This window comes from Brevundimonas sp. 2YAF1, assembly GCF_052114745.1.
GTDB lineage: Bacteria > Pseudomonadota > Alphaproteobacteria > Caulobacterales > Caulobacteraceae > Brevundimonas.
In genome coordinates, this window is sequence record NZ_JBFRFI010000002.1 from 422893 (window position 1) to 445794 (window position 22902).

Genomic DNA, 22902 nt, shown 5'->3' on the forward strand with positions numbered 1-22902 from the left:
CCCCCCGACGTCTGATTAACCGACAATCTATCCGGGTGTCGAGCGACCACGATCGTCGAAGGATCGCCCATGTACGGCAAGGTTGTGCTCAACCTGCGCGCTCTTCCGGACTGTTCACCGGACTACGCAAGACGCATCTTTAACCGCGCGCGGCCGGCCAGGCATGCGAGGGAGGCGTGCCGGACCCGGGTGTCAAACCCGAACCTCTGACGACGACGTCACCAGGCACTTCGGGCGGCGTAGCCTTCCATCCGTTTATGAGCGAGCGCGATATAGTCCGGGTCGCCAGCCGCGAACCCAACCTTCGCCAGTTCGGATTGAGTCTCCGTTGATCCGAGCCGCTCCAGCAGACGCGGCCCCATGGTGGAGCTGTAAGCGATACGGCCCATGGGCACGTAGGAAGTGCCCCCGGCCGTCTCGACGGCTGACTTCAGGCTATCCTTGTCCCATCGGTCCGTCAGGAACTCCACTCCCAAGAGCAGCTCCGTCCAGCCCCAGGCCAGTTCGAACCCGTCCGAGGTAACGAACTCGTCCGCAAGCCACTCGGCGAACATCGGCTGCAAGACATCGCAGGCCGGCAGGTAGTGACGCTCCATGCCCTCGAAGGATTCCAGAGGCTGGCGGCGGGTGATGACCATGCCTCGATGTTGAGACGCAACGCTGCCTTCGTCGGCTTTGACCGGCTGCTGTCATGCAGAGGCGTCTGGAAGAGCCGTGCCATGACCTCAGGCCGATCGGCCTTGGCGGCGCCGAGCGCATAACCCCAGGCCACAAGGATGCCGGGCAAGGTGGCGAGATCGAGCAGGACCGTGGAGCCGGATTCCAAGGGTCGCTCTAGAAGCGTGGTCGCCATGTCCCGGGCCAGTCCGTACTCCGTCCCGTCGCCCCAGCGCCCGAGGGTGAAGGCGGCCCGGACCAAAGGCTCGGGCCGCGCTTCATTGCCAGATTCCCCGCGCGGCCTCCCGTGCCTGACGCTCCTCGCGCCGGTAGGGATCGCCGTAGTTGGTTTCGGAGATCGCAAGCCCCTCACGGACGAGGGTGCCACCCAGGTCGCGCCCCCTGACGGTGCAGACGGCGACGTTGCGGCGATAGCGGTCCGTGTCGGTGATGGTGCATCGGGCGCCGTTCGCGGCGAGCTGACGGGCGCGAGCCTTTGCGGCGTCAGCGGTGGAGCGGGCGGCAGGCGAGCAGGCCCAGATATTCGGAGATTGGCGGCAGCGGGTGAACGGAGCGACCTCCCCTGCATCGATCCCGGCGAGGCGGACTCGGTGGCGTACTCCGTCATCGGTCACGCAGCGACCGGAGTCTCCGTCAGACATGACAAGGGCTGCGCAGGTGAGGACGACGCCGATCATGGCCACGCTCCGTGTTGAACCGTAGCGCAGCTAGCGCGATTCCCAGCCAGCAGGACCTCAGAAGATTCGCCTGGGCCAAGGCAGCGCGGGCGTTCAGCGATCGTTCGCAGCCCCAGGTCGCCGGGCCAGCGCGAATAGTCCAACCGCCACCAGAGCGACGCCAGCGACGATCATCATGGCTGGGCCGATGGGGTGAAGGACGACGCCGCCCGCGCCGAGGAGTACGCCAGTGACCGTTAGCGCAGCGCCCAATGTCGCACCCGCAATCGCTTTCATACTGACGGCGCATGGTAGATGCCGACGAAAGACCTCGCTGAGGGGCATCCTTTTCATCGCCGAAGCGTAGCCATGCGCGGGATAGGCGTCGAGCCCTAGGCTTCGCCATCAAGGCCCGCTGCGGCTCGCGAGGCGGGATGAACAATGGCTCGGCAAGCGCTGTCCGTACTACCGTTAGCGGAGCCCCTCACCTCGCTGGCAGGGGCTTCATTCCGGCCAGACCCGCGTGACATTGAGCTGGCCCGACGCGGAGGGCGTGAGAATCAAGGCCTCGGACGCCGACAGATCCAGCCAGTGGACGCCCGCCCCCGGCGGGAGGATGACGATCTGCCGGTCGTGATAGGGGGCAACGTCTGGCCCCGGCGCGGTCGTCAGCATGGCGAAGGCGCCGTCCCTGACGACGCCGGCGATCCAGAACCAGGGCTGGTCCGCCATGGTGAAAAGCCATTTGGTTTTCTTGCCCTGAACCTTGGGCTCAGTGAACTCGTAGAAGCCGTCAGCCGGGATCAGGCAGCGCGTCGAACCGGCGAAGGAGCGGCCGTCGGATCGGAAGTTGAAGACGGGCTTTCCGGTCGCACCCTTCCAGGCCCAGGGCGTCATAGCCAACTGGGGCACGCCGTTGACCAGGGTAACGACGGGGGCGCTGTCGCCGATGCGGTAGTCGGCGGGCGCGAGGTTCGGCAGGCCGCCGGGGAAGGTCAGGGAGCGGCCGGCGTCGCGGAACGGCGCGGCTAGTTGATTGGTCGGAACGTGCAGGCGGTAGTTGTTGCACACGGACCAAGCTCCGAGGTCAGTTTTCCAGAACGCCCTTCTCGATCAGCCCCAGAACGATGGGGTCTTCAAGAGATGCAGCCAACTCCTGGGCGTAAGCCCGTTCCGCCTCGGCCTCGTCGAGAATGAACTTGGGCGACACGCTGCGGTGCGTTGTCAGTCGAAACGAAACCGAAGCCTGCCTTTTCTCGGTCTTCTCTGTCCGAACAAGCCTTACCCCGGCCTGCGCGTGAATCACGGCGTTCCGGATGGGCATGAAGAGCTCCTGATCAGACGGATTCAGGCCGGATCAGGGGTTTTGGTTCCGGGTGGCGGCCGATCATCGAGATCGAACCGATACATGTACGTTTTCTCAGCCGCCTTGCCCGAGCGGTCAGCATTTGGCGCGAGCCCGTCGCTGGGGATTGCAGTAGTGGGATAGGTCCAAGCCGCGCTTATCGATGCGCCGCTTAGTTCAGCCCAGCAGGCTTTCAGAGTGGCGGACGCGGCCATGAGAGGGAGAATATGGTGAGAGACGGGGTTTAGGCCCGCGTGGATACTGAGGATGCGCCGATAACAATCGGCCACCTCGCGCAGATCGTTCGCGTCGACAACGCTCTTGGTGGATCTTCCTTTGTACCGGCTCATCGCGAGGACCTCCCGATGTGCGTCATGCCGGCGATCAGGCCAGCGACCAAATCCAGGGTCTGCGCCGGCATCTCCGGCTCGCTGCGTGCCTCCAGCTCCCGGTCCAGTTCGGCCAGATCGCTGACGATCGCCTCGTCCGGCCTGCAAGGTTGCGTGTCCATAGTCATCCTCCGAGTTGCGGACCCGGGGCGGACTCCTACGGCGCTGGCCGGTAAACGTGCAACCCAAATGTTCTCCTTATGTTCCGAGACCTGTGGGCGATTAATGCTGAGGCCGCCTGACTCGACTTCCGCTTCAATGGCGGGCTAGCTCCGCTGGCACCTGGGGAGGGTCGAATGAAGGGTTTGATCATCGCAGCGTCGGCCGCAATCTTGGCCATGCCGGTAGCTGCCTCAGCACATCCCGGCGGCCTGAATGCCGAAGGCTGCCACAACAATCGGAAGACGGGTGACTACCATTGCCATGGCGGAGGTCGGAGCAGTTCCTCTCCGGCACGCCCCCAGGGCCTGCTCGGGAGCGCGCCTTTAAAGCGAGACGGCGGCGCATATGCGAACTGCGCCGAGGCCAGGGCGGCGGGGGCCACACCGATCAGGCGCGGCCAGCCCGGCTATGGCCCTCACCTGGATCGTGACGGCGACGGAGTGGGGTGTGAGCGGGGATAGCCCAGCGGCCCTGCGGTGACTTCGCCAATGCGCCAAAAGCAGAAATCGGGTCACCGCCGCAAAGCAGACCTTTTTTACGATGGTGGCTCCTAAGACATGCACGACTCAGATCTCCAGGGACAGTCTGGGCTTACTCATAAAACCCCGTTATGATGTAGCGGGGCAATCATTGGGGAGGCACCCATGAAGACTAAGGCTTTGATCGCGCGTGCTTTTGGCGCAGCAATGGCTGGTGCGGCTTGCGTGAGTTCGGGGACTAACTTCTCGTTCGCTGCCGTCGATGCTCTGCAACCAGGCGTGAGTACCCGTGCCGACGCTGAGAGGACGCTGGGCCGTCCCAACAGCATAAGCAACATGCCGGACGGAACGGTCCTACTCCAATGGATTCACACGCAAGCCGTGCTGGTTAGCGCAGAGTCCAAGCATGTCGCCCTGCTCTTCGACGCTAATGGCAAGTTCATTCGCGTTCAGCACCAAACCCAAACGAGCATGTAATCGTGCGGGAGATGCTGTCGTCCTAGTCATCACTGTCGCGGCAGCATTCATCATGATGACATTTTTCATCGTGGACGACAATAATCCCAGGGCTCTTGGCAAGCCGTGAGAATGGTATCTCATCATCGCTTTGCTGCTAGGGTCCGGGCCGTTTCAACTCAGACGAGTCTTCATCACCACGACGTGGGGAGAAGACGTGACGCAGACCTGATCGATCCCCGGACGCTTGGTCGGCGAGCCGACCATCACCCAGCCTCGCAGGCCGCGGCCCGCCCGCGCGCTCTCATTCCCATGTCATGATCTGAAAGGGGTCCAGCCGATGGCGGCCCACACCTGGACCAGCGCGCGCGCGGCAAAACGCATCGCCGCACGTCTGAAAGAAGTCGAAACCGTTGAAATCAAGGACTACGTCCGCGAAACCGACCTGTCCTCCCTGCCCCGCACCAAGGCCTACCGGGTCAACGGCGTCCACATCTATGTCGACATCAAGAATCTCGACGACATGCTGGGCGCGAGCGAGGCGGAGGGCGTCCTCTGCCACAAACGGACGCTGCGATTCCTGAACCTGCACTACCGGGCGGTTCACCGAATCCTGAGGGCGGTGGGCGCGATCGAGGTCGACTTCCATAACCAGCGCCTGCACGCGGTCGTCGCCAAGCCCTACGGTGACGAGATCGGCCGCATCCACCGGGCGGTCGCCATCGCCCAGCTGATCATCGACGTCCTGGCCCAGACGGGCGAGGAAGGCGACGAGATCATTCCCGCCGCCAAGGTGCGGGTCGGGATCGACAGCGGCGTAGCTCTCGCGGTGTGCAACGGAAGACGCGGTCACGCCGAGCCGCTCTTCCTGGGCGCACCCGCCAATCTGGCGGCGAAACGGGCCGGGGGCGGAACCGTCGGGGGCATCTATCTGACCAACACCGCCCGCGGCGTCATCGGCTTGGCGGACGACATCGTTGAAGATCGCGCGCCCCTCTCGGCGGAAGAGGTGGCGTACAGCCAGGACGACGCCGGGCTCGAGATCAACGCCGATCAGATCGTGAAGGCCTGGCGGGCCGACCTGGAGGCTAATCCGATCGGGAAGTTCGGCTTCTCGGGGCACACCCCGCCGTTCTCGAACCTGGACTTCGAACTTCTGTCGCCCTCCGCGAGCCGGCGCCAGGATGCAATCTCGCTTTACGCCGACATCGATGGCTTCACGGACTTCGTTGCCGCGGGTGCCTGCGACGACGACTCCGCCCGGAACGTCGTCCGCGTCCTGCACGTGCTCCGCAGCGAAATGGACGCTGTCCTCGACAAGGACTTCGAAGGCCGGAAGGTTCGCTTCGTGGGCGACTGCGTGCACGGGGTCCTCGGCGAAGGCACGGCCCAAACCACCGACCTCGAGGAAAGCGTCAGCACCGCCGCCCTGTGCGCCGCCGCCATCCGCAGCAGCTTCGACCAGTCCATCGCGGCCCTGGAAGACGACGACATTCTCTCCGACGGGCACGGCCTCGGCTTGGCCATCGGCTTTGAGCTCGGCCCGATCGCCCTGACCCGTCTCGGGGTAAAGGGCTCCATGATCCGGTGCGCCGTCGGCCGCAACGTGCTGGCGTCCGAGGCGGAGCAGCGTCGCTGCGCCGGGGATCAGACCGCCATCGGGCAGAACGCCTACGACGAAGCGACCAGCGCGGTTCAGACGATGTTCGGTTCGAGCCGCAAGCGGTCGGGCCTCGTCTACGACACTGCGGTGGACGAGTTGGCCGGTCGCCTGGACGAAACCGCCAAGGCGTCGAAGGCTCTCGCCAAGTCCATCGCAGTTGGCGCGACGGTCGGCCTCGTCCAGACTACCGCGGCCCCGGCCGCGGACTACGCCTTCGCCAATCGTCGGACGGAACCGAGCAAGCCCGCGGGCTTTGCGTGACCATCTGGTACCTCAGCGCGCCGTATCGGCTGGCGGAAGAATATGAAGCCCTGCTCGCCCTGAAAAGCAGGACGTCCTGGCTTGAGCTCGGCGCGCTGAGGCCGGACGAAAACGGGCGCCTCTGTATCGATGTCGAGATCGCCGCGGCCGGCAGGATCTATGCCACGCGGCTGCGCTACCCACACACCTTCCCCTTCTCGCCGCCTTCGGTCGTGCCGAAGACGCCAGAAGCATGGAGCGGCCACCAATACGGTTCCGGCGGTGAGTTGTGCCTCGAATGGGGCGCGGACAACTGGACGCCCGAACTAACGGGCGCGGACATGATCGAGAGCGCGGAGCGCCTTTTGTCGGGCGAGGCGACAATCGAAGGGGAACGTCCCGGGCGGGTGCCCAGCCGACATGACACCACCCTTGGTCAGGATCTCCGCTTCAAGTCCTTCCGCTTGGTGGTGACAGAAACCTTCGCCACTCACATGCGGTCCCTTGCACCCGGTTCGACGCGAAACGCCAAACTGCTTTGGACCGACAACGACAAACAGCATGCGCTCGCGCCGGTTCACCTGACGACGGCGGATGGTGAACGATGGACGGACCCATCGACGCCCCAGGCCCTGTGGGCGAACAACACCCTGTACGGGGCCAAGGTCTGGCGCCTTCCTGACGGCGTTGTGACGCCGCCTTCGGCCGACGGTCCGCAACTGCGTGCCTTCATGGCAGCGCATGGATATTGCGCCCCGCCCGACGACGGCCAGCTCGCGCTCGACCTCTTTCTGACCTGGGACGACACCGGCGCGCGGTTGCGGATGTTCAGCAACGATTCGGATGGCGTCTACGATTTCACTGTCGTCGCGGCGCGTCCCGCCAGCCGGTTGCCGCGCGGGTATAGCGTCCTGGCCGGCAAGACGGTCGGCCTCGTCGGCTGCGGTTCGGCCGGGAGCAAGATCGCGGTGAGCCTGGCCCGTGCGGGTGCGGGTCATCTGATCCTCGTCGACGACGATATCCTCCTTCCGGAGAACCTCGTCCGCAACGATCTCGACTGGACGGTCATGGGCGAACACAAGGTGCGCGGAGTCGCCCGGCGCGCCGACCTGGCTGCGCCCGGAGTCCGGATCGACACTCACATCAAGCGCCTCGCCGCGCAGGAGGCGAGCGGTGTCGTCGATGGCGTACTGCACAGCCTGCAACAGTGCGATCTCATCATCGACGCCACCGCGGAACCCGCCGTGTTCAATCTCCTCACCGGCGTGGTAAGCGCGGCGCGGAAGCCCCTGATCTGGCTAGAAGTCTTCGCCGGCGGCATAGGCGGGCTCGTCGCCCGGTCGCGGCCTGGGCAAGACCCGTCGCCCCAAACGGCGCGCGCCAAGATCGAAGCCTGGTGCGCTTCGAGCGGCGCCAAGCCGCCGCGTGCGGATCGGCCTTATGAGGCTAATGGGGAAGCCGAGCCGATGATCGCGGACGACGCGGACGTGACGGTTATCGCGGCCCACGCAGCGCGGATGGCTCTCGACCTGCTGACGGAGACGTCGCCCTCGGCGTTCCCGCAGTCCGCATATATGATCGGCCTGCGCGAAGGATGGCTCTTCACCCAGCCGTTCGACACGCGCGCGATCGATCTCGGCGAAACCGAAGTCCCCGCCGCCTCGCCCTCCGCCGACGCGTCAGCCGGCGGCTCCGCCCTGCTGGTTCAAATAATCAAGGAGCTCCAGGGTGAAGCTGCTGATCCATCCTGACACGGTCAAACGGCTGGCTAGGGAGCTGGCCCAGGCGGGCCGCCGGGAAATCGGCGGCGTGCTGGTCGGCGAACATCTCGACCGCAACACCTTCCGCATCGCCGACATGTCGATCCAGCGTCAGGGGGGCGACACCGCCTGTTTCGTGCGCCGGCCGGGAGACCACAAAGCCTTTCTTGACCGCTTCTTCTCCAGCACGGGGGACGCCTATGACCGCTTCAACTATCTCGGCGAGTGGCACTCCCATCCGTCCTTTTCGACGGAGCCCAGCGGGACCGACCTTCTGCAGATGCACGAGATCGTCAATGATGGACCGTCGGCTCCGCCCTTCGCAGTCCTGATGATCGTCCGGCTCGACGTCGACCGTCGCCTGGCGCTGCAGGCTATGGCGTTCCGTGGAGACACGGTCGAAGAAGCGGCGCTCGTCGTATCGGATAGACCCGAAAGCGACCCCGCGCGGCCGCGTAGCTGGGCGTCCCGCTGGTTCGGCCGCCCGGCGACCAAACCCGTCATTCGCTTCATCTGATCGGAACCCTGATGTCCCTGAAATCGCGTTTTGAACAATCCGACGATCTGATTGACGCCCTGATGGGTCAGCGGATCGTCGAAGACCGGGAGATCGCCGCGTCCCTGGCGTCGGAAGGCCAGTTGGTCGAGTTCGCACCCGGAAAGATGATTATCGAACAGGGCGGATCCGATCGGGGGATCTACTTCCTGCTGGCTGGCAAGACTCACGTCGTCGTCAACCAGGTCCGGCTGTACCCGCGCGAGAAGGGCGGCACCGTCGGCGAAATGTCGGCGATCAACCCGCACATCAGCCGCTCGGCGACAATCGAAGCCACGGAGCCGACCGTGGCGTGGAAGGTCACGCACAAGCGTCTGGCGGAGGTGGGCACCGAACATCCGCTGATCTGGCGGAGCATCGCCCAGGTGCTGGCCGAGCGGCTCGAGCAACGCAATCAGTTCGTCAATCGGGTCAACGCCCGTCCCCGCGTCTTCATCATCTGCTCGGCCGAAGCTCTGGCCATCGGAAAGGCGATCCGGGTCGGCCTCGAGCACGACGCCGAGGTGGTGATCTGGAGCGACGACAAGATCTTCGCGCCTGGCTCCTATCCGATCGAGGCGCTGGAGGAGCAGGTCGGACTGGCGGATTTCGGCATCGCGCTCGCCGAACCGGACGACCTGGTGCTCTTGCGGGACCGCCTGTCGACCACGCCGCGGGACAATGTGATTTTCGAGCTCGGCTTCTTCATGTCGCGCCTGGGCCGTCACCGCACCCTGCTGCTCGTCCCCCAGGCTGAGGACGTACGACTTCCGTCGGATTTCAAGGGGCTGACGCCCCTGCCTTACCGTACCGGCCAGACGTCGCGCGAGCTTCCGATCGCGCTCGGCCCGGTTATCGACAAGATCAGCGGCCTGATCGCCGACCTCGGTGTGCGTTCGTCTCTGGCAGAAGCGAAATGACGGGTCCATGACAAAGCAGGTCACCAAACGCTGTCACTGGGTGTCACAGTCCTACCTCCGGTCCTTCGCGGCCGACGCGGCGGGGCAGAAAATTTGGCGCTTCAGTAAGAACGATGGTGATCCCGAACTGAAGCCTATCGAGAAAGTCGCCGTGAGGTTCCACCTGTACTCGCCGCAAGGCGCAGATGGCACGCGCGACGACCGAGTGGAACGCAAACTTGGTGAGCTCGAGCGATGGTTCGGTCATCCGATCTGGAAGCTGCTGTGCACCTCGGAGGCTGACCTCACCTGGGAGCCCCTACGAAAGATGCTCGCCCTGATCGTGGCGACCACCTACGTCCGAAATCCGGCACAGTTTGAAAGCTGGAAACGCATCCATCGCCGAATGGTCGATGAGGTCTCGAGGCTCGAAAGCATGCCCACGCATGTCAGGATCGCCGGTGTCGACCGTAAGTTCGATCCGTCCGACTGGCCGGAGTTCCGAGACGCCGACGAGGAACAGATGAAGGTCGCGTGGAATGACTATGTCGCCGCCGCGGGCGACATCGCTCCTAGCCTGCTCAAAATGCGGATGGTGATATTGGCAGCAAACAAGCCGGTCTTCGTCACCTCGGACAACCCCGTAACCATAACCCACCCTTCTCTGGAGTTCCGAGGCTTAGGCGATCCCGAAACGACGATCTCATTTCCGATCAGCCCGACGCGTATGTTGGTAATGGACAACCGCCACAATGAACCAAACGGCGTTTACTACTCGCTGGCCGACGATTCCGCAGCGTCGCAGAACTTGCTGGTCTGGCGCAATGCGATTGAGCACATGTTCAGCCACCGCCACACCGACGAGGTCTGCGCGGAGCTCCTCAACGCCGAGGACCGGCTGCTAGTCGAGCAATAATCACGGTTGGGTAGGCGTTCGCGTGCCCTAGCCTTCCGGCTGATGTTTCGCACCGAAAGCGGCCGGACCTCAAAGTCCGCTATGATTCAGATGCGGCGATTTAGTGATGTCAGAATGCGCCAAAACCGGACTTTGGAGAAGTGCCCCAAAGCCGACATTCAGTCCTCGAAGGTTTCGTAGGTCTTCTTATCCACTGAACTCGGCGGCTAGACGCCTTCCCGCACAATTCGCGGCGCGACCAGCCACGTTGCGACCGAACATGACGCAACGCCATGCTAGAACACACGCGGCGGTGGCAAAGCGAGACAGGCGGAACTAGGTTCACGCGAAGGGGGGCCAGAACATGAAATTGGTCTTTGGACTCGGAGCGGACGGTCGCGTCTGGCCCGAAACGTCTAGCGTCGCAGGGGACCTCGACGACGGCGTCGTGGGACCGCAAGGGCTCGCGAGCCTCATTGAGACGCAGCTTGGCCTGAGCGGTCCGACCGTGTCGCGTCCCGCCCGCGTCGCCTCCTGGGTCACCAAGCTGCGCGCCGCCGGCCCGGGACGTTTCTGGGACCGGTCGTTCGAGAAGGACGCCTGGTCCACCGCCGGAACCCTGCTGGATTGGCGGGACGCCCTCGTCGCTGGCGGATGGGCCGGACAGAGGATCGGATCGCCCCGCGTGGACGATCTGGCGGACGCCGATCAGGCCGGCGCGCCGCTTTCGTCGGGCCTGTCCGACCGGCTCGCGCTTGCGGCCCGCAGCCTCGCGACCCGGCCCGGACTTCGCATCGTCTCGATCACGCTTGTCGAGCCCCGGCCCCTGTTGCCGCCCGTCGTCGCCCGCCTGGTGGATGCGCTTGAGAGGGCCGGGGTTGAGATTAGCGCGACGCCGGATCCGGTGCCTGCCGCGAAGGGGTCGGACCTGTGGCGCGTCCAAGAGGCCCTGCGCGGCGGTGCCGGGGAGCCGCTGACTGGCGACGGCTCCCTCGTCCTGATTGAGGCCGACACTGCGCTGATGGCCGCGGAAACCGTGGCGGACTGGCTTGCGGCCGGGCCCGCGGACGCCGTGATCGTGGCCCCCGACGGAGACACCGCCCTTTTGGACCGGGCGCTGAATGCGCGCGGCCTCCCGGCGCTGGGTCTATCCGGCGCCTCCCCCTGGCGCGGGGCGCTTCAGGTCCTGCCTCTCGCCTTCGCGGCGGCTTGGCGGCCGTTCAACGCCCGCGCCCTGCTCGACCTGCTGATGCTGCCGCGCCCGCCGATCTCTCGGTGGGCAGCCCGCCGCCTAGCCCGAACGCTCGCCGAGCAGCCCGGCGTGGGGGGGGCCGCCTGGCTTCAGGCCTGGACGGACATCGAGACGAAGCTGCTCAAGCTGCACGCGGACGACGGAGATCCCCAGGGGCGGACCGACCGGACGCTGGGCGAATGGCGGCTCTGGGTCGAGGTCGGCCTTCACGACCGGTCCGCCGGTATGCCCCTTGAGGCCATCCGCGAGGTCGCAGGCCGCGTCGCCGCCTGGGCCATCCGCACCGATGCCGGCGGACAGGATCCGCTGCTGCTCGGCGTCGCCTCCGCCGCCGGGGCCCTGGTCGACGCCGCCACCCGTCTTGAGCTTCCAAGGATCCCGGCCCTGCTGCTCGAGCGCATGGTCGGACAGGTTCTGGCCGATGGCGTCTCCAATCCCGCGCACGTCGCCGAAACGGGTGCCCTTCGTGCCGTCCGGACACCTGGTGCCCTCTGGGGGCCGGCGCCGCGGGTGATCTGGTGGGGCTTCGCCGGGCCCGGTGAAAAGGTCGCGGGCGAGCGCTGGGACCGTGCCGAGCGCGAGGCGCTCGCGGCGGCCGGCGTATCGCTGGAGAGCGCCGTCGGGGCCTCGACCCGAATCGGCGCCGGCTACGTCCGCGCCATGATGAACTCCGGCGAGCAGATGCTGCTGGTGCGTCCGGCCCTCTCCGGCGGCGAACAGACGACCGCACATCCGCTGGCGCACCAGTTGCGCCCCATCCTGCAGGGCGCGGCGGAGGGCGTGTTTTTCCGGGCCGAGCGACTGCTGGCGGAGCCCGCCGTCGACCTGGCGCGGCGGACCATCCACCGCACGCCGGTCGACACCCTTGATACGCCCCAGGCCGTTGCGCAGTGGACGCTCGAGGCCGATCTCTCGGCGACCCTCGACCGCCGGGTCGAGAGCGCCACCTCTCTGGAACGGCTGTTCAACTGCCAGATGGGCTGGTTCGCCCAGGACGTCCTCGGGCTGCGCCGCGGACGTCACGCCGAACTGCCCAAGGCCAGCCAGCTGTTCGGCAGTCTTGCCCACGAGATCGCCCGCCAGCTTCTGCCGCCCGGAGCGCCTCCGCCTCTGGCCGGCGTCCGCGCCTCCGCCTCGGCCCTCTTCGACGCGCTTCTGCCGGCCATGGCGGCCCCTCTGGCCCAGCCGGAGTACGCCGGCGAACTGGCGGCCGCCCGCGAACAGGTGCCGGCCGCGATGGAAGCGCTCGTCCGCCTGCTGCACGAGCGAGGGCTTGAGGTGGTCGGAGCGGAAGTCCAGCGGGACGGGGTGTTCGGCGACTTGCCGCTTACCGGCCGCATCGACCTGCTGGTCCGGCACGGGGCCGAGGTCGCCGTCCTCGACCTGAAATGGACCCGTTCCGAAAGGCGCTACGTGTCCATGGTCGCTGAGGGCGCGGCGATCCAACTCGCGGTCTACCACGGCCTGTCCCGGGCCGACGGCGCCGTCGCGCCTGGCGGCTACTTCCTTCTGCGCCAGAGGCGGATGATCGCCGGAACGGGCTCCTTCCTCACCGCAGATCCGGTCGAGGCGGTGCGCCCGGACGGCGACACCCTGCGGCTCGTGGCCCAGGACTGGGCCGCATGGAAGGATCTCGCGGGGCGCGGCGTCCTCGTCGCGGCCGGACTCCCGGCGTCGGCGGCGGCGCGACCGGACGACCTCGGTTTCGAAACCCCCGACGAACCCTGCCGCTACTGTGATCTCACCGGCCTGTGCCGCATCAACGTGGAGGCCCTGTGATGACTAGGCTGACCGCCGTCACCGCCTCCGCAGGCGCGGGCAAGACCACCCGGATCGTCGGCGACATCGCCGGCGAGGTCGCCGCGCGACCGCCCGAGGAGATCGTCGCGACGACCTTCACCATCAAGGCCGCCGACGAGTTGGTCGAGCGCGCTAGGGCCCGCCTCTTCGGCGACGGCCAGGCCGAGGCCGCCGCCCGGCTGCTGGGCGCCCGGTTCGGGACGGTCAACGCCGTGTGCGGCCAGATCGTCTCAGAGTTCGCCCTGGACTTGGGGCGCTCGCCGTCCACCATCGTGATCGGTGCCGAGAACGAGTCCACCGTCTTTTCGATGGCCGCTGACCGGGCCATCGCCGCCCATGCGCCAGTCCTGAACGCGCTGGCCGACCGCTTCGGACATAACGATCCGCGCCCGCCCACCGGCGGTGAGGGCCCAGACTGGCGTAGGACCGTCCGCCAGATCGTGGCCCTGGCGCGTTCCAACGGTCTTGACGCCGATGGCGTGCGGACCTCCGCCGACCGGTCGATCGAGGCTTATCGGGAGCTGCCGCCGGCGGCCGCTCCGGAAGGGGCCGCGCTGGACACGGCGCTGACCGACGCCCTCGCAGCAGTGATGGCCGCGCGGCCCGCCGAGCTCAGCGCGAAGGCGAAGAAGCCCATGGAGGTTATCCGGGCGGCTCACCAGCGCGCGGGCCGCGGCGAGACCCTTTCCTGGCCGACCTGGGCCAGGCTGGCCAAGGCCGAATGCGCGCCGACCAAGGACGGTCCCGCCTTCGCCGCGGCCATCACCACCCTGGCCGCCGCAGCAGGACGGCACGCCGATCATCCCCGCCTGCGGGAGGATACGGAGACCTTCATCCGCTCGACCTTCGCCTGCGCGGCCGAGGCGCTGGCCGCCTACCAGGACTGGAAGGCCCAACGGGGCCTGCTGGATTTCACCGACCAAGAAGCTTTGGCCCTCGACGTCCTGCGCGACCCCGGGATGGCCGCACGGCTGAGGGAGCGGGTCAGCCGCGTCTTCGTCGATGAGTTCCAAGACTCCAGCCCGCTCCAGTTGGCCGTCTTCACGGCGCTTTCGGATCTGGTCGAGGAGAGCACCTGGGTCGGTGATCCCAAGCAGGCCATCTACGGCTTCCGCGGTGCCGACACAGACCTGACCCAGGCGGCCTTCGCGGGAGCTGCCGCCGGCGGGGACCCGGCCGATGTCCTCGCCATGTCCTGGCGCAGCCGGCAGGGCATCGTCGATCTGTCCAACGCACTGTTCACCCCGGCCTTCGAACGAATGGGACTGCCGGCGGCGAGCCACGCCTTCACGGGAACTCACCGATCCGACACCGGCTTCGACCGGACCGCCCTGGGGTGGTGGACCCTCACCGGCAAGGTGGACGAGCAGGCTCGGGCCCTCGCGGCCCAGATCGCCGCCTGTCTCGCGGACGGGGCAGAATGGTTGGTGGAGGACAGGAGGCCAGGAGAGCACCGGCCCCTCTCGATCGGCGACATCGCGGTGCTCTGCCGCACCAACACGGACGTGGCGCGCTTCGCCCGGGCCCTCAGCCAGGCCGGCCTACCGGTCGCGGTGGAACGCAGCGGACTGGCACAGACCCCGCATGTCGAGCTGGTCCTGGCCGCCTGCCGGTGGATCGCCGACGCCTCGGATCGCCTGGCCCTCGCCGAGCTCGTCCGGTTCTTTTCGGACGATCCGGAGTCAGACGAGTGGCTCGTCGCAGCCGCCGGGGAGAACTCCGAGGCCGCCCTGTCCGCCCTCGTGCCCGTGGCGGAGCCTTTGGCCGCCTTGCGGGCGCAGACGCTGGGTCTGACCCCCGCCGAACTCGTCGACGCCGTCCTGGCGCTCCCCGAGGTCATGGCGCGCATCGAACGGTGGGGGGACACAGCGATCCGCCTCGACGACCTCGAGGCGCTGCGCGGCTTTGCCCGGACCTATGAAGAGGAATGCGCGTCCTCTAGCGCCCCGGCCACCCTGCCTGGTCTGATCCTCGCCCTCGACGGCGCCGACCCGGAGCGGCCGCCGAGCCTCGCCACTGACGCCATTCAGGTGATGACCTATCACGGCGCCAAGGGTCTGGAGTGGCCGATGACGGTTCTCACCGGACTGGGCTGGGAGCCGAAGGCCCGCCTGTTCGAGCCCGCGACGGAGGTCGACGGGGAGATGGACTGGCGCGATCCGCTGGCCAGCCGCTGGATCCGGTTCTGGCCCTGGCCCTACGACCTCGCGGGTGGCGGCAGTGCGCTTGAGGCCGCCGCTACGAATTCCCCGTTCGGACAGGCCGCCTGGCGGCGCGCCGCGCAGGAGGACACGCGCCTGCTCTACGTCGGCGTCACCCGGGCCCGCGACTATCTCGTCTTCGCTCCACCGCCGAAGACCCCTGTCTGGTTCAAGGTTCTGGATGAGGCCGATGGAGCCTCCCACGTCGTGCCGCCAGCCGCTGACGACAATCTCATCACCGTGGGCGGCGAGACCTTTATCGCCGATGTCCGCGTCCTGGCCGCAGACGACGGAGCAACGCCCCGCTACCCGCAGCCGCCGCATGTCACTGCGCGAGCCGCCGCGACGCCGGTCGCGCCCCTGTTCGTGAAGCCGAGCAGCGCGACCGGCGACGGCTGGAGGGTGACCGAACGCGTCGATCTCGGGGCGAGGCTCAGAATCGACGGTGCCAGCGACATGGCCGCCCTTGGCGAGGCCCTGCACGCCATCCTTGCCTACGACGACCCGATGAGAAGTCCAGACCAACGGCTCGCTGACGCGGACGCCATCCTCCGCCGCTGGAACGTCCCGGCGCTGTCCGCCGCAGATGCGATCGAGGCCTCGACCCGTCTTCAGAACTGGCTGGCCGACCGTTGGCCTGACGGCGAGGTTCTGCGCGAGGTGCCGGTCCGGGCCCGGATCGGGGACCAGATTGTCCAGGGCCGTATCGACCTGCTGGTCCGGCATGCCGCCGGGGCAGCCATCTTCGATCACAAGAGCTTCCCCGGCGCCCTCGACCGATGGGACGACCAAGCGGTGGGACACGCGCCCCAAGTGGGGCTCTACGCCGAGGCCGTCGCGGCCGCGTCCGGCGCCGCCTGCGACGAGCTGTTCATCCACATGCCTGTCGTGGGCGCGATCCTCAGGGTGGCGAGGACGTCCGAACTGGCGTGAGGACGGCAGGGACGACGACCATGATCACCGTCGATCCGGAATGGTGGGAAACCGTTTCCGCGCGGGGCGGCTGTCGACGTCTTCGGCCTGGATTAATGAAGACTACCGGAGACACTTCACCCGGATACGATGCGACGGGAAAGCGATCTCGCTGGGCGGGGTCGGCCCTTTAGAATATTCGAGCAACGCTCCCCAGGCCACAAGCATGTCGCGTTCATCGAACAGGCTAAGAGCGACGCACTCCGCCAAGCACGGGACGGCGAAGCTTATGGCATACGGAATGGCCCATTCGCTTGCGCTCCAGCGCTCCAGTCGGACCGCCTCCGGTGAACGCCCAGGGGCCGCAAAGCGTTCTCCGCCGCAGCCATCAACATCTGGCCGGCGAATGAGAAAGTCGAGGAAGAGGCGCTCAGGATAAGAGCCGGCGAGTTGAACCTGCAGGGTTGGACGCAAGGTCGCCCCAAAGGGCCCTTGCGGAAAACTAGGAAGGCGCGTGTGCGGAGGGCTTAGCGGATTGCGCGGCAGGCCCGCGCGGCCGATGAGGGAGTGCATAGATTGATCGCTGCATAACAAGAAGCCTTTAACTGATCCAGTTCATCAATAAAAAAGCTGATGTCAGAAATTCTATCATTTTAATTCAAAATGTCAAGAATTTAAGCCCATCGAAAACAGATGACTCCAAGTAGTACGCCCCAATTTACCATAGTTTTGCCGCCAAAGGGGCGCCAGCACTCCGGGTAGCCGTGCCCACCGACTCGCCACAGCGACACGGCCTGGGCCTGGCCGATCTCGCTCGACTTCGAAACCGGGCGCGGAACCACTGCCACCAGCCGAAGCATTGTCGAGCTTCCGACTAGTTGCCGGAACACTTAACCAACGTGAAGTTTTGCTGAAGTTCCGGCCGATGCGCCGTGTAAAGGAACGCCTGCTCGTCAGGCGGGGCCTGGAAAAACGAGTCACGAATCCGCTGATCTGTGACTCAACGTGCGGGGCGGGATAGACGGGATTCCTGGGCTGAATTCTGCGGATTTGGTGACTCGGAGGGTTGCTTGACGGAATTCGGGGCGAGTCACGAAAAACGAAGGATTCGCGGGTCGGATTTCGTGACTCGGGCGGCGGGTGTTGATTTCATTGAGGTTTTTCCGGCGGGAAATTCGTCCCAGAACGGGATTCCGGGCGATTTGGGGGCTTTTGCGACGGATTCGCAGTCACTTTAGCCGTAAGAGGCTGAATTATATGAGGAAAAATGTGTGAGTCACGAAACCTACGAAGCGTGACTCGGTCAGGCCTCGTCGGGGGGTGCGGCTGGGGCTGGGGGGTTCACCCCCAGCCGCACCCCCCCGCGCTCTGCGCGGCGCCCTTCTTGCTTAACGAACATCGTTAGCAGAAGGGAGACGAAAATGGACTATGAGACCTGTCCCGCCGGCATCACCCTGCGGGGAATCCGCCGCGCGTTTCGCGATGAACTGAACCGAAATCCGGCGATCCGCGCGTGCTTCGACAAGGCCTGCGGCGGCGGAATGATCCAGGCCTTCGACAGCGCCGTCATGAAGAACCAAGGCGACGACTTCAGGTTCACCACGCGCACGGAGCGCGGGAGCCCCGGTCTCGTCCTCCTCAATGTACAGCTCGATCGGGTACTGGTCCGGCGCGACTTCTCACTCTACTGACCCGCGGCAGTCGGTCCGCGACTCTCGCGCCGATCAATGCCCCAGCAAAAGGCCCGACAGCGCGTCCATCTGACGAGTGGACGGCGCAAAGACAACGAAGTTGCGCTGGATCTCGATCGTTACCTGCCTGAGGCCGTCCCAGTCCTGCCGACGGATGCAGGCGCGCCCGACCTCCACCAGCTTGTCATGGAGATTCTTGTCCGACGCCACGGCGCGATCCGGCACGAGATCCTCGAACCGGCCGAGCACGAAGTCCGGAACACTCATCAAGGAGCGATACACCAGCGCACGCATTTGCTCTATCGGCGCCTCGGCGTCCTTCGGCGCGCTGGCGTCGAGCGCCTGCCGCGCGGAATGCGCCAACTGATCGAAGCGCGCGGCGTCCTCGGCGTCCATCTGTGGCCGGAGCGTCCCCTCCACCAGCTCCTCGAGTGTGGCCAGGTCTCGATTGAGAACCGCGACCCGATGCTCGTCAGCATGCGTCAGGCGGTGCAAATCCTCCCGAACCGCGTGCATTTCCTCCGCCGCCTGACGCCTCACTTCCGGATCGACACTCTGGGAGAGGCGGACTTCCTGACGTGAGACGCGGTCCTTGAGCGCGTCCACCTCGAGCCAGGCAGTGTGGCTCAGGGCCTTTTGGGCGGACTCGATCGCCCCGGAGGCGTCGGTCACGAGGGCGCTCACGTAAAGGCCGCCGTCGTCTCCGGCGAAGTTCCGATGTCCCGCGGCCGAGCTGTAAAATTTCTGGCTGTCGAACGACACGCCGATGTCCGGAAGAGCGATGGCCGCAAGGACGATGCCGTTCTCGTCGATTTGCCATTGGACTTCGATCCTCTCGCCGGTTCGGAGGACCTGGCCGGTCTCGAGATGATTGTCGGCCCGCAGCTGGAAGGCGCCGACCGATCGAGCAAGGTCGAGTTCGAGGATTCCGGGAGATGTTTCGAAGAAGCCGATGTCGATCCGGTCGTCCGCGCCACCGACCAGCGTCCGCCCGGCCCGGAAGGTCTTGATCCCGGCCAGCGGCAAGATCGCGCCTTTCTCCGCGATCGGTTCCAGACGATCGCGCCGACCGCCAGCCGCATCGTCCTCGACCGCGATCGCCAGCGTGTGCGTCAGGGGCACCCCGGCCGCCGAAGCCGCCGTTTGGGTGATCCGGAGCTCGATCGTCTCCGTGGACGAGCCCAGCCTACTGACGTGCGCGCGGAAGAGGTTCTCGCCCAGCCGGGACAGCGGCAAGGACATGCGGTGATCGTCCGCTATCTCGATCTCCCCCGAAGACCAGCCGTCGACGGCGTCCACTCGGACGCGGTGTCCCCCGCATCCCGAGATGCGTAGGCGCGCGCTGTCCTCAGATGTTCGCGCCGGGTAATCGAAGCGAACGCCGGCCCCGGCGACCTCGCTCGCCCTGGACGCCTTGCGGGTGCTGCGCGTGTCGCCCCACTCCCGGCTCTCGGCATAAACGGCCGCACCGCGCGCGACCGCGGTCATGGGGTCTGTCGAGAGATCGACGGCGACGCCAAGCGCCTCCGGAACCCGGGAGCGCACGATCGGCATCTTGGACGGCCCGCCGATCAGGACCACACGATCGATGTCCTCGGCCCGATAGCCGTTGTCGCGGATCATCCTGCCGCAGAGGTCGATCGACCGGTCGATGTCTGCAGAAACCAGTGTCTCTAGCTGTCCACGGGTAATTTCGACATCGACATAGATGTCTGCCCCGGACCGGTCCTGAACCCGGAGTTCGTCGTCGCCGATGAATAGCTGCGTAAATTCTCGGCTCGTCAGTTCGATCTTGGCGTCCTCCAGTCGAAGCTGGATGCGGCGGAGCATTTTCGCGAAGGTCGGATCGAGCTGGTACTCGCCGCTGAGGTCGAAAGTGCTTTCCAGCCACGGCACGACGATCTGCGCGAGCAGGGCCCGATCGTGATCCCGGCCGCCGAGCATGTTGATGCCCTCGTTGGCCACCACGTTCACGACGCCGCCCGAGCTCTGCACCAGGGCCGCGTCGAACGTGCCGCCGCCGAGATCGTAGACGAGGAACTGGCCGTCACGAACCTTGGAGCTCGCCATCGACCCCATGGCCGCGGCGATCGGTTCGTGCAGAAGCGCGACTGGCCGCACGCCGGCGAGTTCGGCGGCCCGCAAGGTCGCCTCGGTCTGCATCTGGTTGAAGGCGGCGGGCATGGTGATCACCGTGCCGCTCACCGCTTCGCCGCCTGCTTCGAGATCAGCCTGAGCCAAGAGGGTGCGCAGAATCTCCGCGCTCGCCTCCTCCGGGGTGAGCGTGGTCGCGGCGGCGGCGAAGCCCAGGGGGGTGCTTGTCCCCATCATGCGCTTGAAGGCCAGGGCTACGTTGTCCGGACTGAGCGCGGCTTGCTCATAGGCGCGCTTGCCCACGAACCGCCGCCCTTGGGCGTTGATGAAGAGCGCGCTGGGCAGAACGTCAGCGCCCTCGGCGGTCTTGAACACCCGCAGCATTTCGCCGTCGTATCCGACGACCGCCGAATTGGAGGTTCCCAAGTCGATACCCAGATACATCAAACGTCTCCTGAAACGACAAGGTTGACCCGGCCGGCGTGGACGACACGTCCTCGCCAGAGAACCGTGGGCTCTATGGTGTCGCCGACCCGCATCGCGGTCTCCGGCGGAAATTCGTCGGCGTTCTGGCCGGTCGCGGGAAGGGTTCCGTCGAACACCCTGCCCTCATAGGTCGCGAGCGTGAGGGCCAGATCGTCCAGGACCGCGTTCAGCCGCCCCTGCTGGAATCGGACCTGGCCCGCCGTCCGCGCACCAGCGCCTTCGGGAAGCTGATCGACGAGCCGCTCGAGCGATCGCAGCAGACGCCAGTGGTCGACGACGAGCGCTACCACTGCCTTGGGCAATTCATCCGCCTCACTCATAGGCCCAAGCCTCCGCTAGTCTGCGCGCCTCCGCGGCGGTCTCGGCTCGCCGGCCCGCAACCGCGGTCTGCGCCCGCGCCATGTCGGTTTGGCGATATTGGAACTCGCCGCACTGTGTATTGTAGGCGTCGACTCGCAGATTGAATCGGGCGATGGCGCCGTCGCTCGGGGTCAGGGTCCGCAGTTGATCGAGGATGTCCTGTTCGATCAGACAGTTCTCGATCTCCATCTGCGTCAGCACGCGTGTCGCGCCGCCTTCGTCGGGAAGAGGCGGGATGTCCACGGTCGGCGCGGCGATGTCAGGCTCGGCCTGCACACCGTAATCCTGGCTTGAGGCGTTCGTGGCCGCCTGGGCGGCATCCGCAGCCGGCTGGGCGCCGGAGCCTTCACCATAGCCGTCATGAGCGTCATACGAGGGCCGCGGGGTGTACGCTGGCGTCCGATTGCCCTGGGCCACGGCGACGATTCCCAGAACAATCGCCCCTGTGACGACCCAGCCCGTGATCTGGCTGCGCCGCGCCTCGCGCCGCTTTTGAACCCCGGTACAGATTTGGTGGAGGGTCTGGCGCACGTCGTCATCCCGCTCGTAGCTCAGCATACGCATCGCGATGTCGCCCGCTTCACTGAACCGACGGTCTTCCAAGGCGCGATTCAGATCCTTGTGGTCCGCGTTGCTTCTGAGGATGAGAAGGTCACGCTCGACCTGCGCTCTCGCCTCCCCCGTGACGGCGGATGCCCTGGCCAAGTACCGATCCATGAGGATGAGGGCAGCTCGGGGAAAGCCGTCGGTGTTGAGCTTTAACGAAAAGGCGCGAATGACCGCGAACGCAAGGTCGTCGCCGCTGCCTGCCGCCCGGACAGAATCGAACGTCTGATCGAGTTTGGCGAGCTCGGCCCCGTGCCATGCCTGGCTCTCGATCATCACCGCCGACTGCCGCGACCGCGTCGAAAGCTCTCCGACACAGACTTCCAGCGGCTGAACGATCTCATTCTGCGCGACGTCGCGCTGCATGCGGCGCAGTGCCTCGAGATCCTCGGGAAGCTGACGTCTCGCGGAAGGCAGGCTCCCGAACACTTCAGACAGAACTTCGGTGAGTTCGTGGGCGGCGTCATAGAGCCCATGATCGTTGGCGAGGGCAATCGCGGCGTTTCGCGCGGCGATGTAGAGTTTAAGGGAGCGCGGCTCATCCAGCCCACGCGCGTCGTTCTGCAACTGTAGCGGCGCACTGATGTCGCTCCAGGTCCGAAGTTCGCGGGCGACCTCGCGGATCAGGCCTTCGCCGGTCACCTCGATCCCTTCCAGCTTGGCCTTTGTCGCCGTCTCGATCTCACGCAACTGCGGTGCGGCCCAGCGGCCGTAGGCCTCGGCGACCTGATCCTCGAAAGCCCCAGCACGCCCCTCAAGGAGTCGGGCGACGCGCGCGCCCGGCGAGCCCCCACCCGCCGCGGCCTCGACCAGGGCCGACGCATGTTCTGATCGGACGCCGACTAGGGCTTGTTCGATCTGCGGCACATCGACCGCACCAAATCCTGATGCGGCGCGGACCGCATTGATCTCCTGGGCCACCTCCGCGACGGACAAGTCGGCGTGGGCTGCCATTAGGCGCTCTGCAAAGAGATCGACCGAAAAACGGCCGCAGGCGTCTGCCGCGATGTTGGCGGCGGAGATTGGCGACGAATCGTATCGCAACAGCCGGAGCGTCTCCTGGGCATCGCCGGATCTGAGCGCGGCCATCACCTGTTCGGCCTTCGCCGGGGAGATATCCGGAAGCCACCGGATCTCGTTTTCGAGCCTGGGCTTGGGGAAGGTGAGCGCCTGCTTCATCTTGAGGAGCGCCGTCTCTTCGTGCGGGTGATCGATCACCGCGTCTTCGAAGGCGTCTTCGATCCTGGCAGCACGCGCCCTCACCGACACCGCGAGGCGCGCAAACGGATTGTCCGCTAACGAAAAAGCCAAATCAGTCCCCCCACGTCACCTGGACGCGACAC

19 protein-coding genes are annotated in these 22902 nt (G+C 66.1%); 10 read left to right on the forward strand and 9 right to left on the reverse strand.

Features of this window, described 5'->3' with window-relative positions; all coding sequences use genetic code 11:
- Positions 1 to 218: 218 nt before the first annotated feature.
- The 6 genes from AB4Y68_RS04660 to AB4Y68_RS04685 form a co-directional block, all read right to left on the reverse strand.
- Entirely contained in the window at positions 219 to 638 is a 420-nt protein-coding gene (locus tag AB4Y68_RS04660; protein ID WP_441454344.1) for a hypothetical protein, read from the reverse strand.
- Between the two features lie 297 nt (positions 639 to 935).
- The gene (locus AB4Y68_RS04665; RefSeq protein ID WP_441454345.1) at positions 936 to 1355 is read right to left on the reverse strand and encodes a thermonuclease family protein; all 420 of its coding nucleotides are present in this window, start codon (positions 1353 to 1355) and stop codon (positions 936 to 938) included.
- Between the two features lie 483 nt (positions 1356 to 1838).
- Positions 1839 to 2405, reverse strand: coding sequence for an SOS response-associated peptidase family protein (locus tag AB4Y68_RS04670; protein ID WP_441454346.1), 567 nt, complete (start codon positions 2403 to 2405; stop codon positions 1839 to 1841).
- A 16-nt stretch (positions 2406 to 2421) separates the two neighbouring features.
- A complete protein-coding gene (locus AB4Y68_RS04675) occupies positions 2422 to 2658 on the reverse strand; it encodes a hypothetical protein (protein ID WP_441454347.1) in 237 nt (78 codons plus the stop codon).
- 23 nt (positions 2659 to 2681) lie between these two features.
- Positions 2682 to 3029: a hypothetical protein gene (locus AB4Y68_RS04680; RefSeq protein WP_441454348.1), complete on the reverse strand. Its 348-nt coding sequence runs from the start codon at positions 3027 to 3029 to the stop codon at positions 2682 to 2684.
- Positions 3026 to 3190 (reverse strand): hypothetical protein, encoded by a 165-nt coding sequence (locus AB4Y68_RS04685; protein WP_441454349.1) that lies wholly within the window; start codon positions 3188 to 3190, stop codon positions 3026 to 3028. Before AB4Y68_RS04685 ends, AB4Y68_RS04680 begins: the two co-directional genes overlap by 4 nt.
- 216 nt (positions 3191 to 3406) lie before the next feature.
- On the opposite strand from AB4Y68_RS04685, the gene AB4Y68_RS04690 reads away from it, so the two are divergent.
- The 10 genes from AB4Y68_RS04690 to AB4Y68_RS04735 all read left to right on the forward strand — a co-directional run bounded on the left by AB4Y68_RS04690 (position 3407) and on the right by AB4Y68_RS04735 (position 18013).
- Complete coding sequence (locus AB4Y68_RS04690) at positions 3407 to 3691, forward strand: excalibur calcium-binding domain-containing protein (RefSeq protein WP_441454437.1); 285 nt, start codon at positions 3407 to 3409, stop codon at positions 3689 to 3691.
- 183 nt (positions 3692 to 3874) lie between these two features.
- The gene (locus AB4Y68_RS04695) at positions 3875 to 4186 is read left to right on the forward strand and encodes a hypothetical protein (protein WP_441454350.1); all 312 of its coding nucleotides are present in this window, start codon (positions 3875 to 3877) and stop codon (positions 4184 to 4186) included.
- Positions 4187 to 4505: 319 nt separating this feature from the next.
- Positions 4506 to 6089 carry an adenylate/guanylate cyclase domain-containing protein gene (locus AB4Y68_RS04700; RefSeq protein ID WP_441454351.1) on the forward strand — a complete coding sequence of 528 codons (1584 nt, stop codon included), beginning with the start codon at positions 4506 to 4508 and terminating at the stop codon, positions 6087 to 6089.
- On the forward strand, positions 6086 to 7819 hold the full coding sequence (locus tag AB4Y68_RS04705) for a ThiF family adenylyltransferase (RefSeq protein WP_441454352.1): 1734 nt from the start codon (positions 6086 to 6088) through the stop codon (positions 7817 to 7819). The genes AB4Y68_RS04700 and AB4Y68_RS04705 overlap by 4 nt, the downstream gene beginning before the upstream one ends.
- Positions 7797 to 8345, forward strand: coding sequence for a Mov34/MPN/PAD-1 family protein (locus tag AB4Y68_RS04710; protein ID WP_441454353.1), 549 nt, complete (start codon positions 7797 to 7799; stop codon positions 8343 to 8345). Before AB4Y68_RS04705 ends, AB4Y68_RS04710 begins: the two co-directional genes overlap by 23 nt.
- A gap of 11 nt (positions 8346 to 8356) precedes the next feature.
- Entirely contained in the window at positions 8357 to 9283 is a 927-nt protein-coding gene (locus AB4Y68_RS04715; RefSeq protein WP_441454354.1) for a TIR domain-containing protein, read from the forward strand.
- 7 nt (positions 9284 to 9290) lie between these two features.
- Complete coding sequence (locus AB4Y68_RS04720) at positions 9291 to 10178, forward strand: DUF4238 domain-containing protein (RefSeq protein ID WP_441454355.1); 888 nt, start codon at positions 9291 to 9293, stop codon at positions 10176 to 10178.
- 487 nt (positions 10179 to 10665) lie between these two features.
- Complete coding sequence (locus AB4Y68_RS04725; RefSeq protein ID WP_441454356.1) at positions 10666 to 13188, forward strand: RecB family exonuclease; 2523 nt, start codon at positions 10666 to 10668, stop codon at positions 13186 to 13188.
- Complete coding sequence (locus AB4Y68_RS04730) at positions 13188 to 16343, forward strand: UvrD-helicase domain-containing protein (RefSeq protein WP_441454357.1); 3156 nt, start codon at positions 13188 to 13190, stop codon at positions 16341 to 16343. The genes AB4Y68_RS04725 and AB4Y68_RS04730 overlap by 1 nt, the downstream gene beginning before the upstream one ends.
- A 1400-nt stretch (positions 16344 to 17743) precedes the next feature.
- Positions 17744 to 18013, forward strand: a complete 270-nt coding sequence (locus tag AB4Y68_RS04735; RefSeq protein ID WP_441454358.1) for a hypothetical protein — start codon at positions 17744 to 17746, stop codon at positions 18011 to 18013.
- A 33-nt stretch (positions 18014 to 18046) separates the two neighbouring features.
- On the opposite strand, the gene AB4Y68_RS04740 is transcribed toward AB4Y68_RS04735, so the two are convergent.
- The 3 genes from AB4Y68_RS04740 to AB4Y68_RS04750 are packed head-to-tail and all read right to left on the reverse strand — an operon-like array spanning position 18047 to position 22870.
- On the reverse strand, positions 18047 to 20551 hold the full coding sequence (locus AB4Y68_RS04740; protein ID WP_441454359.1) for an Hsp70 family protein: 2505 nt from the start codon (positions 20549 to 20551) through the stop codon (positions 18047 to 18049).
- Complete coding sequence (locus tag AB4Y68_RS04745) at positions 20551 to 20913, reverse strand: hypothetical protein (RefSeq protein ID WP_441454360.1); 363 nt, start codon at positions 20911 to 20913, stop codon at positions 20551 to 20553. The genes AB4Y68_RS04740 and AB4Y68_RS04745 overlap by 1 nt, the downstream gene beginning before the upstream one ends.
- Positions 20906 to 22870 (reverse strand): hypothetical protein, encoded by a 1965-nt coding sequence (locus tag AB4Y68_RS04750; protein WP_441454361.1) that lies wholly within the window; start codon positions 22868 to 22870, stop codon positions 20906 to 20908. Before AB4Y68_RS04750 ends, AB4Y68_RS04745 begins: the two co-directional genes overlap by 8 nt.
- Between the last annotated feature and the right edge of the window lie 32 nt (positions 22871 to 22902).

What these genes read in the sequence shown, in the direction of transcription:
- AB4Y68_RS04660 (WP_441454344.1), bottom strand. Translation starts at nt 638, where the DNA reads ATGGTCATCACCCGCCGCCAGCCTCTGGAATCCTTCGAGGGCATGGAG.
- AB4Y68_RS04665 (WP_441454345.1), bottom strand. Translation starts at nt 1,355, where the DNA reads ATGATCGGCGTCGTCCTCACCTGCGCAGCCCTTGTCATGTCTGACGGA.
- AB4Y68_RS04675 (WP_441454347.1), bottom strand. Translation starts at nt 2,658, where the DNA reads ATGCCCATCCGGAACGCCGTGATTCACGCGCAGGCCGGGGTAAGGCTT.
- AB4Y68_RS04680 (WP_441454348.1), bottom strand. Translation starts at nt 3,029, where the DNA reads ATGAGCCGGTACAAAGGAAGATCCACCAAGAGCGTTGTCGACGCGAAC.
- AB4Y68_RS04685 (WP_441454349.1), bottom strand. Translation starts at nt 3,190, where the DNA reads ATGGACACGCAACCTTGCAGGCCGGACGAGGCGATCGTCAGCGATCTG.
- AB4Y68_RS04690 (WP_441454437.1), top strand. Translation starts at nt 3,407, where the DNA reads ATGCCGGTAGCTGCCTCAGCACATCCCGGCGGCCTGAATGCCGAAGGC.
- AB4Y68_RS04695 (WP_441454350.1), top strand. Translation starts at nt 3,875, where the DNA reads ATGAAGACTAAGGCTTTGATCGCGCGTGCTTTTGGCGCAGCAATGGCT.
- AB4Y68_RS04700 (WP_441454351.1), top strand. Translation starts at nt 4,506, where the DNA reads ATGGCGGCCCACACCTGGACCAGCGCGCGCGCGGCAAAACGCATCGCC.
- AB4Y68_RS04715 (WP_441454354.1), top strand. Translation starts at nt 8,357, where the DNA reads ATGTCCCTGAAATCGCGTTTTGAACAATCCGACGATCTGATTGACGCC.
- AB4Y68_RS04720 (WP_441454355.1), top strand. Translation starts at nt 9,291, where the DNA reads ATGACAAAGCAGGTCACCAAACGCTGTCACTGGGTGTCACAGTCCTAC.
- AB4Y68_RS04730 (WP_441454357.1), top strand. Translation starts at nt 13,188, where the DNA reads ATGACTAGGCTGACCGCCGTCACCGCCTCCGCAGGCGCGGGCAAGACC.
- AB4Y68_RS04735 (WP_441454358.1), top strand. Translation starts at nt 17,744, where the DNA reads ATGGACTATGAGACCTGTCCCGCCGGCATCACCCTGCGGGGAATCCGC.
- AB4Y68_RS04740 (WP_441454359.1), bottom strand. Translation starts at nt 20,551, where the DNA reads ATGTATCTGGGTATCGACTTGGGAACCTCCAATTCGGCGGTCGTCGGA.
- AB4Y68_RS04745 (WP_441454360.1), bottom strand. Translation starts at nt 20,913, where the DNA reads ATGAGTGAGGCGGATGAATTGCCCAAGGCAGTGGTAGCGCTCGTCGTC.